The following is a 16,295-nucleotide window of genomic DNA, read 5'->3' as shown; positions in this document are numbered from 1 at the left end:
CCACCGGCACCGGCGACCATGCCGCCACCACCCCACGGACCCCACGCAACCGCCGTCGCAGGCAAACCCGCCGCCCTGCGGTGGCCGGCAAGGGCATCCAGATACGCGTTGGCAGCCGCATACGCTCCCTGCCCGCCGCTGCCCCACACGCCAGCGATGGACGAGAACAGCACGAACGCGTCCAACTGCCGGTCACCCAGCAGCTCGTGGAGGTTGCGCGCACCATCCACCTTGGCCGACAACACATCACCGAACTCGCCGAGATCAGCCGGATCAAGGTCGGCAAGAACGCCCGACCGCTCGATACCCGCCGCATGCACGACCGCAGTGAGCGACGGAATGCTCTCCAGCAGCTCGGCGACGGACTCCCTGTCCGCCATGTCGCAGGCGGCGAACGTGACGCGTGCGCCCAGCTCGACGAGCTCGGTCTCCAGCTCCGCGGCTCCAGCAGCGGCCCGTCCGCGACGGCTCACCAGCACGACGTGCTCGGCCCCGTTCCCCGCCAACCAGCGGGACACGTGACCACCCAGGGCACCGAGGCCACCGGTCACAAGGACCGTCCCACTCGGCGCCCAGCCAGCACCGAGGGTGTTCGTGCTCATCGGCGCGTGCACCAGCCTGCGTCCGAGGATCCCGCCGCCACGCAGGGCGATCTGGTCCTCGCCGTTCGGTTCGGCGAGGACGGACGCGAGAAGGTCTCCGGTCGTCTCGTCCTGTGCTTCGGGCAGATCGACCAGGCCGCCCCAGCGGCCGGGCTGCTCCAACGCGGCAACTCGGCCAAGGCCCCACAGCATCGACTGCTCGAACCCGGCAACCGCATCGTCCGCACCCGCCGACACCGCGCCCGACGTCAGGCACCACAGCGGCACATCCGCCTCACCCAACGCCTGCAACAGACCGACCGTGGCCGCGACACCCGCAGGCACAGCCGAATCGCCCGCATCAGCGAGCCCAAGCAGCGACACCACGCCGCTCAGAGCCGACAGACCAACCAACTGCTCCGCCCAGTCGGCCACTTCCGGGTCCACGTGCAGGACGTGCACGTCGTCCGCGCCATTCCGGGTCAGCGCGCCGCCGACCCACTCGGCGCGCTCCTCACCAACCGGCGCAACAACCAGCCAGACACCATCCAGGCGCCCGGACCCGGCAGCCACCGACCGCCACTCGACCCCATACCGCCAACCGTCCACGGTGGAGCGACCCTGCTGCTCCTTGCGCCACGCGGAAAGCCTCGGCAGCACCGCACTCAGCGGAGCGTCCGACGACACATCCAACGTACGAGCGAGGTCGGCGATGTCGCCGTCCTCCACGACCCCCCAGAACCGCGCCTCCACCGGCGACAGGAGCTCAACCTCCATATCGGCGGAGGGGGCGTCCAGCCAGTAGCGCTCGCGCTGGAACGCGTACGTCGGCAGGTCCACCCGCCGCGCACTGCGACCGGCGAAGAACACCTCCCAGTCCACTCGGACGCCACGCACATGCAGCTGTCCTGCGGCGGTCGTTGCGGCCACCGCCTCCGGGCGGTCGTTCCGCAGCAGCGGCACGAACCCGGCGTCCGGCGCGGACTCCTGGCCCAGCGCCGACAGCGTGCCGCCCGGGCCGACCTCGACGAACGTGGTCACCTCGTCGTCCACGAGCGTGCCGACGGCGTCGGCGAACCGCACCGACTCGCGCACGTGCCGCACCCAGTACTCCGCCGACGCCAACTCCTCGGTGGAGGCGCGGACACCGGTCAGCGTCGACACGATCGGAATCGACGGCGCCTCGTACGACACTGCTTCCAACACCCGGCGGAAGTCGTCGAGCATCGGGTCCATCAACGGCGAGTGGAACGCGTGACTGACCTTCAGGCGAGACACCTTCCGGCCCGCCTCACGCCACCGCTCCGCGACTGCTTCAACGTCAGCAGTGACTCCGGAAACGACCACTGAGTTCGGCCCGTTGACCGCAGCGATACCGACGGTCTCCGGCAGATCCGATGCGACCTCGGCCTCGGTGGCCTGGATCGCCACCATCGCACCACCGGACGGCAACGCCTGCATCAACGCACCACGCGCCGACACCACCTTGACCGCGTCAGACAGCGACCACACACCAGCCACATGCGCGGCAGCCAACTCGCCGATCGAATGCCCCGCCAGGACATCGGGACGCACACCCCACGACTGCAAGAGCCGGAACAGCGCCACCTCGACCGCGAACAGCGCGGGCTGCGTCACCCCGGTCTCGTTCAGCGCATCGGCATCCTCGCCGAACAACACCTCACGGACCTCAGGCCCAAACTCCGCAAGCACGGCGTCCAAGGCCTCGGCGAACACCGGGAAACGAGCAGCCAGTTCACGGCCCATCCCCAGCCGCTGCGACCCCTGACCCGAGAACAAGAAGGCCAGTCGGCCGGGCGCGTCGGCAAGGCCCGTGACCACGGCGCCGGTCGTCCGGCCCTCGGCCACGGCTGCCAGAGCCGCCAGGAATTCGGACCGCTCACCGGCGACCACGACCGCACGGTGCTCAAGCACCGCCCGCGAGGACATCAGCGCACGGCCGACATCCGCCACGGCCAGGTCCGACGCCTCGTCCACAAAGGACTTGAGCCGCGCCGCCTGCTCCCGCAACGCCTCGGCACTCCGCGCCGACAACACCCACGGCACCAGGCCCGCGTCACCCACCGGCTCCGGCACCTCCGCCTGCTCCTCCTGCTCGACCACCGGAGCCTGCTCGACGATGACATGCGCATTCGTACCGCTCACACCGAACGACGACACACCCGCCCGCCACGGCTGACCCGTCTCAGGCCACGGACGCGCCTCCGTCAGCAACTCAACGGCACCCGCAGACCAATCCACATGCGACGACGGCTCATCCACATGCAGGGTCTTCGGCAGCACACCCCGCCGCATCGCCATCACCATCTTGATCACACCGGCCACACCCGCGGCCGCCTGCGTGTGACCGATGTTCGACTTCACCGAGCCCAGCCACAGCGGCCGGCCGGCGGGCCGGTCCTGGCCATAGGCCGTCAGGAGCGCCTGCGCCTCGATCGGGTCGCCCAGCTTCGTACCCGTACCGTGCGCCTCCACCGCGTCCACCTGCGCCGCGGTGAGCTGTGCGCTCGCCAGCGCCTGGCGGATGACCCGCTGTTGGGAAGGGCCGTTCGGAGCGGTCAGGCCGTTCGACGCGCCGTCCTGGTTCACCGCCGAGCCGCGGATCACTCCGAGGATCTCGTGACCGTTGCGCTCCGCGTCCGAGAGACGCTCGAGGACCAGCAGGCCCACGCCCTCGCCCCAGCCGGTGCCATCGGCGGCGTCGGCGAACGCCTTGACGCGGCCGTCCATGGCCAGGCCACGCTGGCGGCTGAAGTCGATGAACACCCCGGGCGTCGACATCACGGTGACGCCGCCCGCGAGGGCGATCGGGCACTCGCCGTGCCGCAGCGCGTGCACCGCGAGGTGCATGGCGACCAGGGACGACGAGCAGGCGGTGTCGATGGTCAGCGCGGGGCCCTCGAAACCGAAGGTGTAGGACAGCCGGCCGGAGATGACGCTCGCCGCGTTGCCGGTGCCGAGGTAGCCCTCGTAGCCCTCCGGCGCGCCGGTCAGCAGGCGGGCCAGGTAGTCCTGGCCGTTGGTGCCGACGAACACGCCCGACCTGCTGCCCCGCAGCGTGTGCGGGTCGATGCCCGCCCGCTCGAAGGCCTCCCAGGACGTCTCGAGGAGTAAGCGCTGCTGCGGGTCCATCGCCGCGGCCTCACGCGGCGAGATCCCGAAGAAGGCCGGGTCGAAGTCCGGCACGTCGTGGATGAAGGCGCCCTCGCGGGTGTAGCAGGTCCCCTGCCGGTCGGGGTCGTCGTCGAAGAGTGCCTCCAGGTCCCACCCTCGGTTGGTGGGGAACTCGGAGACGGCGTCCTTGCCGTCCTGCAGGAGTCGCCACAGGTCCTCCGGCGAGCGCACACCACCGGGGAACCGGCAGCTCATGCCGACGATCGCGATCGGCTCGGCCTCGCGCTCCTCGGCCTCGCGCAGCTTGCCGCGTGCCTCCTGGAGGTCCACGGAGGCTCGGCGGAGGTAGTCGAGGTACTTCTCCTCGTTGGACATGTGTTGCGACCCTTCAGGTGAGTTCATCGGCTCAGGACCGACCGAGTTGTTCGTCGAGCAGCGGGAGCGGCTCGTGCTCAGGACTTGCCAAGTTGATCGTCGAGCAGCGCGAGCAGCTCATCCGCCGACGCGGTACGCGCGTCCGTTCCGGACTCGGCGGGTTCTGTGCGGTTGTGCGTTGCGTCCCACTTGGACAGCAGGGCACGGAGGCGGTCTCCGACGGCCGCGCTCTGTTCGTCGTCCGGCGTGAGGAGGGACAACGTGGACTCCAGACGGTCCAGTTCGATGTCGATGGTCGGCGTCCCGCCTCCGGGCAACCCGTCGAGCACGTGCGCGGCGAGCGCGGACGGCGTGGGGAAGTCGAAGACGAGCGTCGCGGGCAGGCTGAGGCCGGTGGTGGCGTTGAGGAGGTTGCGGAACTCGACCGCGGTGAGCGAGTCGAAGCCCAACTCCTGGAACGCCCGGCCGGGTTCCACCAGCTTGGTTCCCTCGTGTCCGAGGACGGCGGCCGCCGCCTCCCGCACCAGGTCGAGGACGGCGCGTTCGCGCTCCGCCCCGGACAGCGCGGTGAGCTTGGCCACCATGTCGACCGGCGCCGTCGTCTCGGCGGCGCCCTGGGCGCGGTGCACGCCGGGCAGTTCCTGGAGCAGCGGGCTGGGCCGCACCGACGTGAAGGCCGGGGCGAACACACCCCAGTCGACGTCCGCCACGAGGGCCGTCGGATCGCCCTGCCGGACGGCCCGGTCCAGTGCGGCGACGGCCTGCTCGGGCTCCAGCGGGGCCAGGCCGCGGCGGCGCAGCTGTTCGCCGAGCTGCCCGTCGGCCATTCCGCCGCCGCCCCAAGGCCCCCACGCGACCGCGGTGGCGGGCAGGCCCGCGGCCACCCGCTGTTCCGCGAGTGCGTCGAGGAAGGCGTTGGCAGGCGCGTAGTTGCCCTGGGCCGCCGCACCGAACGTGCCCGACACCGAGGAGAACATCACGAACGCCGACAGATCCATGTCGCGGGTCAGCTCGTCCAGGTTGGCCGCGGCGCCGGCCTTCGGCCGCAGCACGGCGTCGAGCCGCTCCGGGGTGAGCGAGGACAGTACGCCGTCGTCCAGGGTGCCCGCCGCGTGGACGACCGCGGTGAGCGGGAACTCGGCGGGAACGGACGCCAGCAGGTCCGCGAGCGCGTCCCGGTCGGCGACGTCGCAGGCCGCGATCGTGACACGGGCGCCGAGCGCGGTCAGTTCCGCGTGCAGTTCCTTCGCGCCGTCGGCCGCCGGGCCGCGCCTGCTGGTCAGGAGCAGATGCTCGGCGCCCTTCGCCACCAGCCACCTGGCGACGTGCCCGCCGAGCGAGCCGGTGCCGCCGGTGACGAGGACCGTGCCGGTGGGGTCCCAGTCGCCGAGGCGAGCCGAGGTCACCGGCTGGAGCCGTCGGCCGTACACCCCGCTGGCGCGGAGCGCGACCTGGTCCTCGCCCTGCGTTCCTGACAGGACACCCGCGAGGCGGGCGCCGCTGCGCTCGTCCAGCGTGCCGGGCAGGTCGACGAGGCCGCCCCAGCGTTCGGGGTGTTCCAGTGCGACGACCCGGCCGAAGCCCCACACCATCGCCTGGCCGGGCTCCGCGGGTGTGTCGGAGCCGCCGATGGCGACCCCGCCCCGCGTCGCGCACCACAGCGGGGCGGCGAGGCCGATGTCGCTGAGGGCCTGGACGAGGGCGAGGGTCGCGTGCAGTCCGCCGGACGGCAGTTCGGCGTCGAGCGCGAGCAGCGAGAGCATGCCCGCGACGGGCTCGCCGGTCGCCGTCCGGGCCTCGGTCGCCATCCGGGCCGCAAGGGATTCGCGGTCCACCGCCTCGCCGGTCCGGACGGAGACGACCTGCGCGCCGTGCCTGCTCAGCGCGGCGGCGACGTCTTCCGCACCGGCGCCGTCCCGGCTGACCACGAGCCAGGTGCCCGTGAGCGCCGCGGTGGGCTCGCTCACCGGCTGCCAGGTCACGCGGTAGCGCAGGCCGTCGACCGCGGAGTTCTCGGCCTGTTCCTGCCGCCACGACGAGAGCCGGGGCAGCACCGCACTGATCGGGTCGTCGAGGGACACGGCCAGCTCGTCCGCGAGCTCGCCGAGGTCGCCTTCGGCGACAGCCGCCCAGAATCGCGCGTCGACGGCCCCGGAGACCTCGCCCGTCGGGGCCTCGGCCAGGGTGGGCCAGTACCTCTGCCGCTGGAAGGCGTAGGTGGGCAGGTCGACGTGCGCGCCGCCAGCGGTCAGAGCGGTCCAGTCGACGGCGACACCGAGCACGTGCAGCCTGCCCGCGGCCGTCGCCAGTTCGAGCGTCTCGGACCGGTCGCCGCGCAGCGCGGGCACGAACGCGGCGTCGGGCGCGGACTCCTGGCCGAGGGCGGTGAGCACCCCGCCGGGACCGATCTCCAGGAACGCGTCCACCCCCTGGTCCCGCAGGGTGGCGACGGCGTCGGCGAACCGCACCGCTTCGCGCACGTGCCGCACCCAGTACTCCGGCGACGTCAGCTCTTCGACGGTCGCCCGCGCGCCGGTCAGCGTGGACACGATGGGGATGGCCGGTGCCTCGTACGACACCTCTTCAAGGACCCGGCGGAAATCGTCGAGCATCGGCTCCATGAGCGGTGAGTGGAACGCGTGGCTGACGCGGAGCCGCGTCACCTTCCGCCCGGTCTCACGCCAGCGCTCGGCGATGGTCTCGGCGTCGGCGGCGACGCCCGAGAGCACCACCGAGGTGGGGCCGTTCACCGCTGCGATGCCCACGGTGTCGGTCAGCTCCGGCAGGATCTCGGCCTCGGTGGCCTGGATCGCGAACATCGCGCCGCCCTCGGGCAGCGCCTGCATGAGGCGACCCCGGCTGGACACCACCGCGGCGGCGTCGGCAAGGGACCAGACACCGGCCACGTGGGCCGCTGCCAGCTCGCCGATGGAGTGCCCGGCAAGCACCTCGGGACGGACGCCCCAGGACTCCACGAGGCGGAACAGCGCGACCTCGACCGCGAACAGCGCGGGCTGCGTCACCGCGGTCTGGTTGAGCGCTTCGGCGTCGCCGCCGAACAGCAGGTCCCGCAGCGGTAGGGCGGAGCCGGACCGTGCATCGGTGCGGGCGTCGATGTGGGCGTCGATGTGGGCGCAGACCTCGTCGAGCGCGTCGGCGAACACCGGGAAGCGGTCGTACAGTTCGCGCCCCATGCCGAGCCGCTGTGCGCCCTGGCCGGAGAACAGGAACGCCGCCCGGTGCCCCGCCGCGACGCCGGAGACAAGACCGTTCGCGGTCCGCCCCTCGGCGAGCGCGCCGAGGGCCGCGAGCAGCCCGTCGCGGTCCTGCCCGACGACGACCGCCCGGTGGTCGAGGGCGGCTCGCGTCCGAGCGAGCGTGGTGGCGACGTCGAGCAGGTTCAGCTCCGGGTGCGCCACGAGGTGGGCGCGCAGCCGTTCGGCCTGCGCCCGCAGCGCGTCGTCGCCCCGAGCCGATACCAGCAGCGGCAGCACGGACGGGTCCGGTGCGGCCTTCGGTACGGCGACCGGGGTGGCCGGCGCCTGCTCGATGATGGCGTGCGCGTTGGTTCCGCTGAACCCGAACGACGACACGCCGAACCGGCGCGGCCGGTCGGTCTCCGGCCAGGGGCGGGCCTCGGTGAGGAGCTCGATGTCACCGGCCGACCAGTCGACCTGCGGAGTCGGCTCGGCGACGTGCAGCGTCTTCGGCAGCACGCCGTGCTGCATCGCCATGACCATCTTGATGACGCCGCCGACTCCGGCCGCGCCCTGGGTGTGGCCGATGTTGGACTTCAGCGACCCGAGCCACAGCGGCTGTTCGGCGGGCCGGTCCTGGCCGTAGGTGGCAAGGAGCGCCTGCGCCTCGATCGGGTCGCCCAGCTTCGTGCCGGTGCCGTGCGCCTCCATGGCGTCCACGTCGGCCGACTCCAGACCCGCACTCGCCAGCGCCTGCCGGATGACGCGCTGCTGCGAGGGACCGTTCGGAGCGGTCAGGCCGTTGGACGCGCCGTCCTGGTTCACCGCGGTGCCCCGCACGACGGCAAGCACGCGGTGCCCGTTCCGCCGGGCGTCGGAAAGACGCTCCAGTACGAGCATGCCGACGCCCTCGCCCCAGCCGGTGCCTTCGGCGTCCGACGAGAACGGCCTGCACCGACCGTCCACGGAAAGGCCGCGCTGGCGGCTGAAGTCCATGAACGCGCCCGGCGTCGTCATCACCGCCACGCCACCGGCCAGCGCCATCGAGCACTCGCCCGACCGCACCGCCTGCACGGCCAGGTGCAGGGCCACGAGGGACGAGGAGCACGCCGTGTCGACCGTGACCGCAGGTCCCTCAAGACCGAACGTGTAGGAGAGCCGACCGGACGTGACGCTCGCCGCGTTGCCCGTACCGACGTATCCCTCGACGCTCTCCTCGCCCGCCGCCAGCAAGTTCGCGTAGTCCTGGATGCTGGTGCCGGCGTACACGCCGATGTCGCGTCCCCGCACCGAGTTCGGGTCGATACCGGACCGCTCGAACGCCTCCCAGGAGGTCTCGAGCAGCAGCCGGTGCTGCGGGTCCATGGCAAGGGCCTCGCGGGGCGAGATCCCGAAGAACGCCGGGTCGAACAGATCGGCGTCGTGCAGGAAGCCGCCCTCGCGGGTGTAGGTGGTGCCCGCGTGGTCAGGGTCCGGGTGGTAGATCGCGTCCAGGTCCCAGCCGCGGTTTCCGGGGAACTCGCTGATGGCGTCGGCGCCGTCAAGGACGAGTCGCCACAGGTCCTCGGGCGAGTTGACCCCGCCGGGGTAGCGGCAGCTCATGCCGACGATCGCGATCGGCTCGTCGGCCCCGGCGACGGCGACGGTCGTGCGGGTACGTGCCGCCGCGACGGGCGCGCCCGCCAGTTCGGCGACGAGGTGCGCGACGAGCGCGGCAGGGGTCGGGTAGTCGAAGACCAGCGTGGCGGGCAGGCGCAGTTCGGTGGCCGCGTTGAGCCGGTCACGGAATTCGACGGCGGTCAACGAGTCGAACCCGAGCTCCTTGAACGCACGGTCGGGTACGACGGCGTGCGCCGAGCTGTGACCGAGCACCACGGCCACATGGCCGAGCACGAGGTCCAGCAACGCCTTCTCCCGCTCGGCCTCGGTCAGCCCGGCGAGGGACTGCGCCAAAGCGGACGCGGCGGCCCCGGAATCGGCGGTCCTGCGCGCGGTGCCCCGCACCAGGCCGCGCAGGAGGTGCGGCACGGGATGGGAACGTGCCTGCCGCTGCAGCACGGTCAGGTCGAGGGGGATCGGCACGAGCGCGGCACGGTCCGTGGAACCCGCCGCGTCGAACAGCGCAAGGCCCTCGGCCACGCCGATCGGGATCGCGCCACTGCTGGTGATCCTTCGTACGTCGGCCTCGTCGGGGCTGTCTGCCGTGCCGTCCGCGTCCGCCCAGAGGCCCCATGCCAAGGATGTGGCAGGCAAACCAGCGGCGCGGCGGTGCTGGGCGAGCGCGTCCAGGAAGGTGCCGGCCGCCGCGTTGTTGCCCTGGGCCGGGTCGCCGAGGGCGCCCGCCGCCGAGGAGAACAGCACGAATGCGGACAGGTCGAGGTCGCGGGTCAGCTCGTGCAGGTGCCAGGCCGCGTCGACCTTGGGCCGGAACACGGTGTCGACCTGGTCCGGGGTCATCGATTCGATCGTGGCGGTGTCCAGCACGCCTGCGGTGTGGATCACGGCGGATATGTCGTGCTCGGCGAGCAGTTCCTTGAGGGCCTCACGGTCGGACACGTCACATGCCGCGTACGTCACTTCGGCGCCCTGCGCGGTGAGTTCATCACGCAGTTCCTCGGCGCCGTCTGCGGCGGAACCGCGCCTGCTCACCAGCAGCAGGTTGCGCACACCTCGCTCGGCGACCAAGTGCCGGGCCACCAGGCCACCCAGCGTGCCCGTCGCACCGGTGAGCAACACGGCACCGGAACCAAAGCCCGGGTCGTCCGCTGCGGACTGCCGCACCCTGGCCAGGCGCGGCACGCGAACGTCACCGGACCGCAGCGCCAACTGCGGCTCACCGATGGCCAGCGCGGTCGGCAGGACATCGAGCGAGGCCGCCTCGTCATCGAGGTCGACCAGCACGATCCGGTCCGGGTTCTCCGACTGAGCGGACCGCACCAGACCCCACACCGCCGCCTGAGCGACATCTCGTACGTCGTCATCGGCCGCGGCGGCGATCGCGCCACGGGTCACGATGACCAGACGCGACGCGTCGAACCGCCCGTCCGCCAACCAGGACTGGGCTGTGTTCAGTGCCCAGTGCGCCACCTCATGCGCACCGGCCACCGGGTCGGACGAGGATGCGACCGGGCACGGCAGAACAACGAAGTCAGGCAGCTCCACCGCCTGCGCCAGCAGCGGCAGGTCGGTCCACTCAATCGTCTCGACCGTCGGTACGTCACCGTCGGACGAAGGAGCCGACACCCAGTCGACGCCGAACAGCGACTCCCCGTTCCGCCGCGACGGCTTCGCCGCCATGGGGCGCAGCACGAGCGAGTCGATCGTGGCCACCGGTGCGCCGGAGCCGTCCGCGACCGTCAGCGCCACTCCGTCCGCACCGGTGGGCGACAGACGCACCCGCAGCGCCGTCGCACCCGAGGCGTGCAGCCGCACCCCCGACCACGAGAACGGCAAGCCTCCGGAGTCACCGTCGCCACCCGCCAGGCCGATCGCGTGCAGCGCCGCGTCGAGCAACGCCGGGTGCAGACCGAAGCCGTCCACTCCCACACCGTCCGGGAGCCCGACCTCGGCGAACACCTCGTCGCCCTTGCGCCAGGCCGACCGCAGCCCCCGGAACACCGGCCCGTAGCCGAAGCCACCCGCGACCATGCGGTCGTAGTAGCCGTCCAGGTCCACGGCCTCCGCGCCCGCCGGCGGCCACTCGGCCAGCGAAGCCCCACCGGAGCGGCCACCCTCACGCAGTACGCCGGTGGCGTGCCGGGTCCATGAACGGCCGTCGTCGGTATCACCCACACTGGAGTGGAAGCTCAGCTCACGCCGGCCCGACGAGTCCTCGGCCCCGACCCACACCTGCACCCGCACCGATCCGCGCTCCGGCAGAACAAGCGGCGCCTCCAGGGTCAACTCCTCGACCAGGTCACACCCGACCTCGTCCCCCGCTCGCACCGCCAGCTCGACAAACGCAGCACCGGGCAGCAGTACCGAACCCTGGACGAGGGAGTCGGCCAGCCACGGGTGGGTCTGAAGCGACAACCGTCCGGTCAGCAACACACCATCCGTGCCACCGAGAGTGACGGTCGCGCCGAGCAGCGGGTGCTCGGCGGCACCGAGCCCGACCGCCGAGACATCGCCCATCGCGGGCAGCACATCGGGCCAGTAGCGCTCGCGCTGGAAGGCGTACGTCGGCAGGTCCACCCGCCGCGCACCGCGACCGGCGAAGAACACCTCCCAGTCCACTCGGACGCCCCGTACGTGGAGCTGTCCTGCGGCGGTCGTGGCGGCGGCCGCCTCCGGGCGGTCGCCACGCAGTACCGGTACGAAGGTTGCCTCCGGCGCGGACTCACGGCCCAGCGCCGACAGCGTGCCACCCGGGCCGACCTCGACGAACGTACCCACGCCCTCAGCGACCAGAGCCCCGACGGCGTCGGCGAACCGCACCGACTCACGCACATGCCGCACCCAGTACTCCGCCGACGCCAACTCCTCGGCGGACGCGCGGACGCCGGTCAGCGTCGACACGATCGGGATCTGGGGTTCGCCGCACTCGACTGCCTCGACCACCGAGCGGAACTCGTCGAGCATGGGGTCCATCAGCGGCGAGTGGAAAGCGTGACTCACGCGGAGACGGGGACGGGACCCCGCCCATCAGGCGGAAGAGGCGCGCGGCCTCGGCCCGGAGGCGGCCCGCCTCCGGCTCCGGCTCCGCGTCGGCCAGGGCCGCAAGCGCGGGGGCCGTGCCGACCAGATAGCCCAGCTCCTCGCGGATGCGGAGGGACTCGGAGAAGCCGTGCCGTGCCTCCGCCAACTCCCCCTCCCGCAGGGCGAGTCCGGCAAGATGCCGCCACGTGAAGGACAGCAGGAGCGAGTCGCCGTGCGCCGTCGCGCCCGCATGCGCCCGCCGGTACGCGGCCCGCGCCGCCTGCGGTGAGTCCGCGAGATGCTCGGCGACAAGACCGCGACGGAAGTCGAGGAGAGGCCGCCCCGAGGCGTTCGGGGCGAGCAACGCCGCCGCCCGCCCCAGCGCCGTACGCGCCTCGTCCGCCCGGTCCCGGACCCCGAGCACCGTCGACGCGTACGCCAACTGCCCCCGCTCACAAGCCGCTTCGCCCCGGTCGTCGTCCTCGGCGGCCAGCGCCTCCGCCGAACGGAGCCCGTCCTCGGCCTCGCTCCATCCGTCCCCGGTGAACAGGCAGCGTTCCACCAGGAGTGACGTTCTCTGGAGGGCCGCCCTCGCCCCCTCCCGGGAGGCGAGCAGCGCGGCCGCGTCGGTCCAACAGCCGCGCGAGCGCAGCCGCCATACCGCGGTCTGGAGTGGATCGTCCCCTGCAGTCGTTCCGGTACCAGACATGGCGGTATGCGCCACGTTGCCCTCCCCGAGCACGCCATTGAGCTGTTGAGTCGTGGGCGCATCTCAGCACGGATCGACACGTCCGGCCAAGGGGCTGGGTGAAAGATTTCACAAAGGGCGGGTCATGGAAGGGGTTTGAGGGCCGTGCCCGCTGTCAGCTCATGCGCAGTGCCAGGAAGAAATCGAGCTTGTCCTCGAGGCGCGAAAGGTCACGACTCGTCAACTGCTCGATACGGCCGACGCGGTAGCGCAACGTGTTGACGTGCAGGTGCAGCCGCGCGGCGCAGCGCGTCCACGAACCGTCGCAGTCGAGGAACGCCTCCAGGGTGGGGATGAGCTCCGCGCGGTGGCGCCGGTCGTAGTCCCGCAGCGGGTCGAGGAGGCGGGCCGTGAACGCCCTGCGGACGTCGTCCGGCACGAAGGGGAGCAGAAGTACGTGCGAGGCCAGTTCCTGGTGGCCGGCCGCGCAGACCCGGCCGGGGCGCGCCGCGGCGACCCGGCGGGCGTGCCGGGCCTCCTCCAGGGCGCCGCGCAGGCCCTCCGCCGAGTGCACGGACGCGCTCACGCCGAGCGTGAGGCGGCCGTCGCCGTCGAGGCCCGCCGACAAGGGGGCGCGGACGGATTCGAGGAGAGAGTCCGCGAGCAGGCCCGTCTCCGAGCCGTCGTGTTCCGAGGACACCGCCGGCAGCGGTACGAGCGCGATCGCCTCGTCACCCGTATGGGCCACCGCGATCCGGTCGGAGGGCTCGGGGCCCGCCGACAGCGGGTCCACGAGGATCTCCTCAAGGAGGGACTGGGCCACCGGGCCGCCCTCGATCTCCCCGCCGTCCCACTCGACGCGGGCCACCACGACCTGCCAGTGCGGCGCCGCGCCGAGGCCAGGAAGCAGCACCGGGGCGGCCACCCGGAGGCGTGCGGCGATCTCCGCCGGGGCCGCGCCCGTCTGGACCAGTTCAAGGACCTCCTGGGCGAGGCGGCGGCGCACCGTGCGGGCGGCGTCCCGCCGGTCCCGCTCGACCGCGATCAGCTGGGTCACGCCCTGCAGCAGGTCGAGCCGCTCCTCGGGCCAGTCGCCCGCGTCGGCCTCGACCGCAAGGAGCCAGTCCGACAGGATCGTCTCGCGCACGTCGCGCGATGCCGCCGTGCCCGCGCTCGCGGATGCCGATGCCCGCCCGCTGCTCCGAATGGGGAACAGCGAGTACGTGACGCCGTCCACCAGGACCCGGTGCGGCCCGCGCCGCCCGGTCCGCGCCGCCGCCAGGTGCTCGCCCGCCAGACGCGCGCAGCCCTCGGTGGACAGGGCGGGCCCCGCCGCGCTGGAGCCAGCGATGGGGCGGCCCGCGGGGGAGAGCACCCAGGCCCGCAGGTCCAGGTCGGAGCCGAGCAGGTCGAGGACGACGTCGGGGCCGCCGCCCGCGGGGCCCGAGGTCATCAGGCGGCGGTGCCGGTCGACGACCGCCGCGAGGTCACCGGCCCGCTCGCCGGAGACCTGACGTACGACGTGCTCGGTGATCGTCGCGAAGGCGACCCGCTCGTTGACCGCGAACAGCGGCAGGCGGTGCCGTGCGCAGGCCTCCACGATGTCGTCGGGGATGTCGCCGAGTTCGGCCTCGCCGGCGGCCAGCGCCGCCACTCCGGCGCTCGCCAGGATCCGTACGAAAGGTTCCGTGTCCGAGGCGTCGTGGCGCCAGGCGAGACCCGTGAGGACCAGCTCGCCGCCGGTGAGGTAGCGGCTGGGGTCCCGCAGGTCGGTGGTCATTACACCGCGCACCGTGCGGTCCAGCTCGTCCTCACCGCCGAGCAGCCGCAGGCCCAGCGCGTCGGTGTCAAGGAGTGCGCGCAGCCGCATGGTGTCGTCGCCGCCGATCTGTCTCGAATGGGATGTACATGGAGTCCCCGTCCGGCTACCCGGTGTGGTGTGTCGGCGGGTGCCTGGGGTTTCCAGGGGGAATCCGCGAGGTTGCTGAGGACCGTTCTTCATACGAATCTACAAGACGCGCGGCTTGGCCAGCCAACTCCTTCATGGTTTCGGTGACTGACCCCATCGGACGGCCTGGCGGTGTACTTGCTCCACTCCGCGTTAACAGCACATGAACGAGCAGTCGAGAGGCCTCCGGCCCGGCTTGGCTGGATCACCTCCACCGAACGACCCACGATACGAAGAAGAGAGCCTCATGGACTTCCTTCGCCCCGCCAGCTGGGAGGAGGCGCTCGCCGCGAAGGCCGAGCACCCCACCGCTGTGCCGATTGCGGGTGGCACCGATGTGATGGTCGAGATCAACTTCGACCACCGTCGTCCCGAGTACCTGCTTGACCTCAACCGCATCGTCGAGCTGCGCGAGTGGGAGGTGGGCGAGGAGACGGTCCAGCTGGGCGCCTCCGTCCCGTACACCCAGATCATGGAGGAGCTGCGCACCGAGCTCCCCGGGCTCGCGCTCGCCTCGCACACGGTCGCGTCCCCGCAGATCCGTAACCGCGGCGGCGTCGGCGGCAACCTGGGCACGGCGTCCCCGGCCGGTGACGCCCACCCGGCGCTGCTCGCCGCAGACTGCGAGGTCGAGGTGGAGTCCGTACGCGGCTCGCGCCTCATCCCGATCGACGACTTCTACACTGGTGTCAAGCGCAATGCGCTGGCCCCCGACGAGCTGATCAAGTCCGTCCACATCAAGAAGGCGGACGGCCCCCAGCAGTACTCGAAGGTCGGCACCCGCAACGCGATGGTCATCGCCGTGTGCGCCTTCGGCATCGCCCTGCACCCCGAGACCCGGACGGTACGGACGGGCATCGGCTCCGCCGCCCCGACCCCGATCCGGGCCAAGGCCGCCGAGGAGTTCCTGAACGCGGCGCTCGAGGAGGGCGGCTTCTGGGACAGCAAGAAGATCATCACCCCCTCGATCGCCAAGCAGTTCGCGGATCTCGCATCCGGCGCCGCCAACCCGATCGACGACGTACGCGGCACGGCGAGCTACCGCCGCCACGCCGTCGGGATCATGGCCCGCCGCACGCTCGGCTGGACCTGGGAGACGTACCGCGGCAAGGGCCGCAGCACTGAGGGAGTCGCGTAATGCGTGTCAACTTCACGGTCAATGGCCGTCAGCAGGAAGCCGATGACGTCTGGGAGGGCGAGTCCCTTCTGTACGTGCTGCGCGAGCGCATGGGGCTTCCCGGTTCCAAGAACGCCTGCGAGCAGGGCGAGTGCGGTTCCTGCACCGTCCGTCTCGACGGTGTGCCGGTGTGTTCGTGCCTGGTCGCGGCCGGACAGGTGGAGGGCCGTGAGGTCGTCACCGTAGAGGGCCTCGCCGACTTCGCCAAGCAGCGCGAGGAGCACGGCAGTTGTGCGTCCGGCGCCTGCGGTGTCTCCCTGGACAGCGCCCAGCGCTGGCAGGCCGAGGGCACCGACGGCCAGACGGGCGAGGGCACCGAACTCTCCCCGATCCAGCAGGCGTTCATCGACGCGGGCGCCGTCCAGTGCGGCTTCTGCACCCCCGGTCTGCTCGTCGCGGCCGACGAGATGCTGGAGCGCAACCCGCAGCCGACCGACGCGGACATCCGCGAGGCGCTCTCCGGCAACCTCTGCCGCTGCACGGGTTACGAGAAGATCCTGGACGCCGTCCGCCTCGCGGCCGCCCGTCAGGATCGTCAGGAAGAGGCGGTCTGACC

At 72.0% G+C, this 16,295-nt stretch carries 5 protein-coding genes and 1 pseudogene; 2 read left to right on the top strand and 4 right to left on the bottom strand.

Features of this window, described 5'->3' with window-relative positions:
• The 4 genes and pseudogenes from AB0G47_RS07490 to AB0G47_RS07475 form a co-directional block, all read right to left on the bottom strand.
• Nucleotides 1-4,091 (bottom strand): type I polyketide synthase (locus tag AB0G47_RS07490; protein WP_360765071.1); only part of this gene is annotated, 4,091 nt, incomplete at its 3' end.
• A 77-nt stretch (nt 4,092-4,168) separates the two neighbouring features.
• The gene (locus AB0G47_RS07485) at nt 4,169-11,878 is read right to left on the bottom strand and encodes a type I polyketide synthase (protein WP_360765069.1); all 7,710 of its coding nucleotides are present in this window, start codon (nt 11,876-11,878) and stop codon (nt 4,169-4,171) included.
• A gap of 37 nt (nt 11,879-11,915) precedes the next feature.
• Nucleotides 11,916-12,635, bottom strand: a pseudogene (locus tag AB0G47_RS07480) (hypothetical protein); the annotation flags it as partial.
• A gap of 154 nt (nt 12,636-12,789) precedes the next feature.
• The gene (locus tag AB0G47_RS07475) at nt 12,790-14,484 is read right to left on the bottom strand and encodes a PucR family transcriptional regulator ligand-binding domain-containing protein (protein WP_360765067.1); all 1,695 of its coding nucleotides are present in this window, start codon (nt 14,482-14,484) and stop codon (nt 12,790-12,792) included.
• Between the two features lie 325 nt (nt 14,485-14,809).
• Here AB0G47_RS07475 and AB0G47_RS07470 point away from each other — a divergent pair, with 325 nt between their 5' ends.
• Nucleotides 14,810-15,700, top strand: a complete 891-nt coding sequence (locus AB0G47_RS07470) for a xanthine dehydrogenase family protein subunit M (protein WP_266871704.1) — start codon at nt 14,810-14,812, stop codon at nt 15,698-15,700.
• Nucleotides 15,700-16,293, top strand: a complete 594-nt coding sequence (locus AB0G47_RS07465; protein ID WP_360765064.1) for a (2Fe-2S)-binding protein — start codon at nt 15,700-15,702, stop codon at nt 16,291-16,293. The genes AB0G47_RS07470 and AB0G47_RS07465 overlap by 1 nt, the downstream gene beginning before the upstream one ends.
• The last annotated feature ends 2 nt before the right edge of the window (nt 16,294-16,295 follow it).

Origin of the sequence: Streptomyces sp. NPDC021622 (assembly GCF_040640795.1) — a bacterium.
GTDB lineage: Bacteria > Actinomycetota > Actinomycetes > Streptomycetales > Streptomycetaceae > Streptomyces.
Note: the sequence above shows the minus strand (reverse complement) of the source record. Positions and strands in the feature narration are given on the sequence as shown.

What these genes read in the sequence shown, in the direction of transcription:
- AB0G47_RS07485 (WP_360765069.1), bottom strand. Translation starts at nt 11,878, where the DNA reads ATGGACCCCATGCTCGACGAGTTCCGCTCGGTGGTCGAGGCAGTCGAG.
- AB0G47_RS07475 (WP_360765067.1), bottom strand. Translation starts at nt 14,484, where the DNA reads ATGCGGCTGCGCGCACTCCTTGACACCGACGCGCTGGGCCTGCGGCTG.
- AB0G47_RS07470 (WP_266871704.1), top strand. Translation starts at nt 14,810, where the DNA reads ATGGACTTCCTTCGCCCCGCCAGCTGGGAGGAGGCGCTCGCCGCGAAG.
- AB0G47_RS07465 (WP_360765064.1), top strand. Translation starts at nt 15,700, where the DNA reads ATGCGTGTCAACTTCACGGTCAATGGCCGTCAGCAGGAAGCCGATGAC.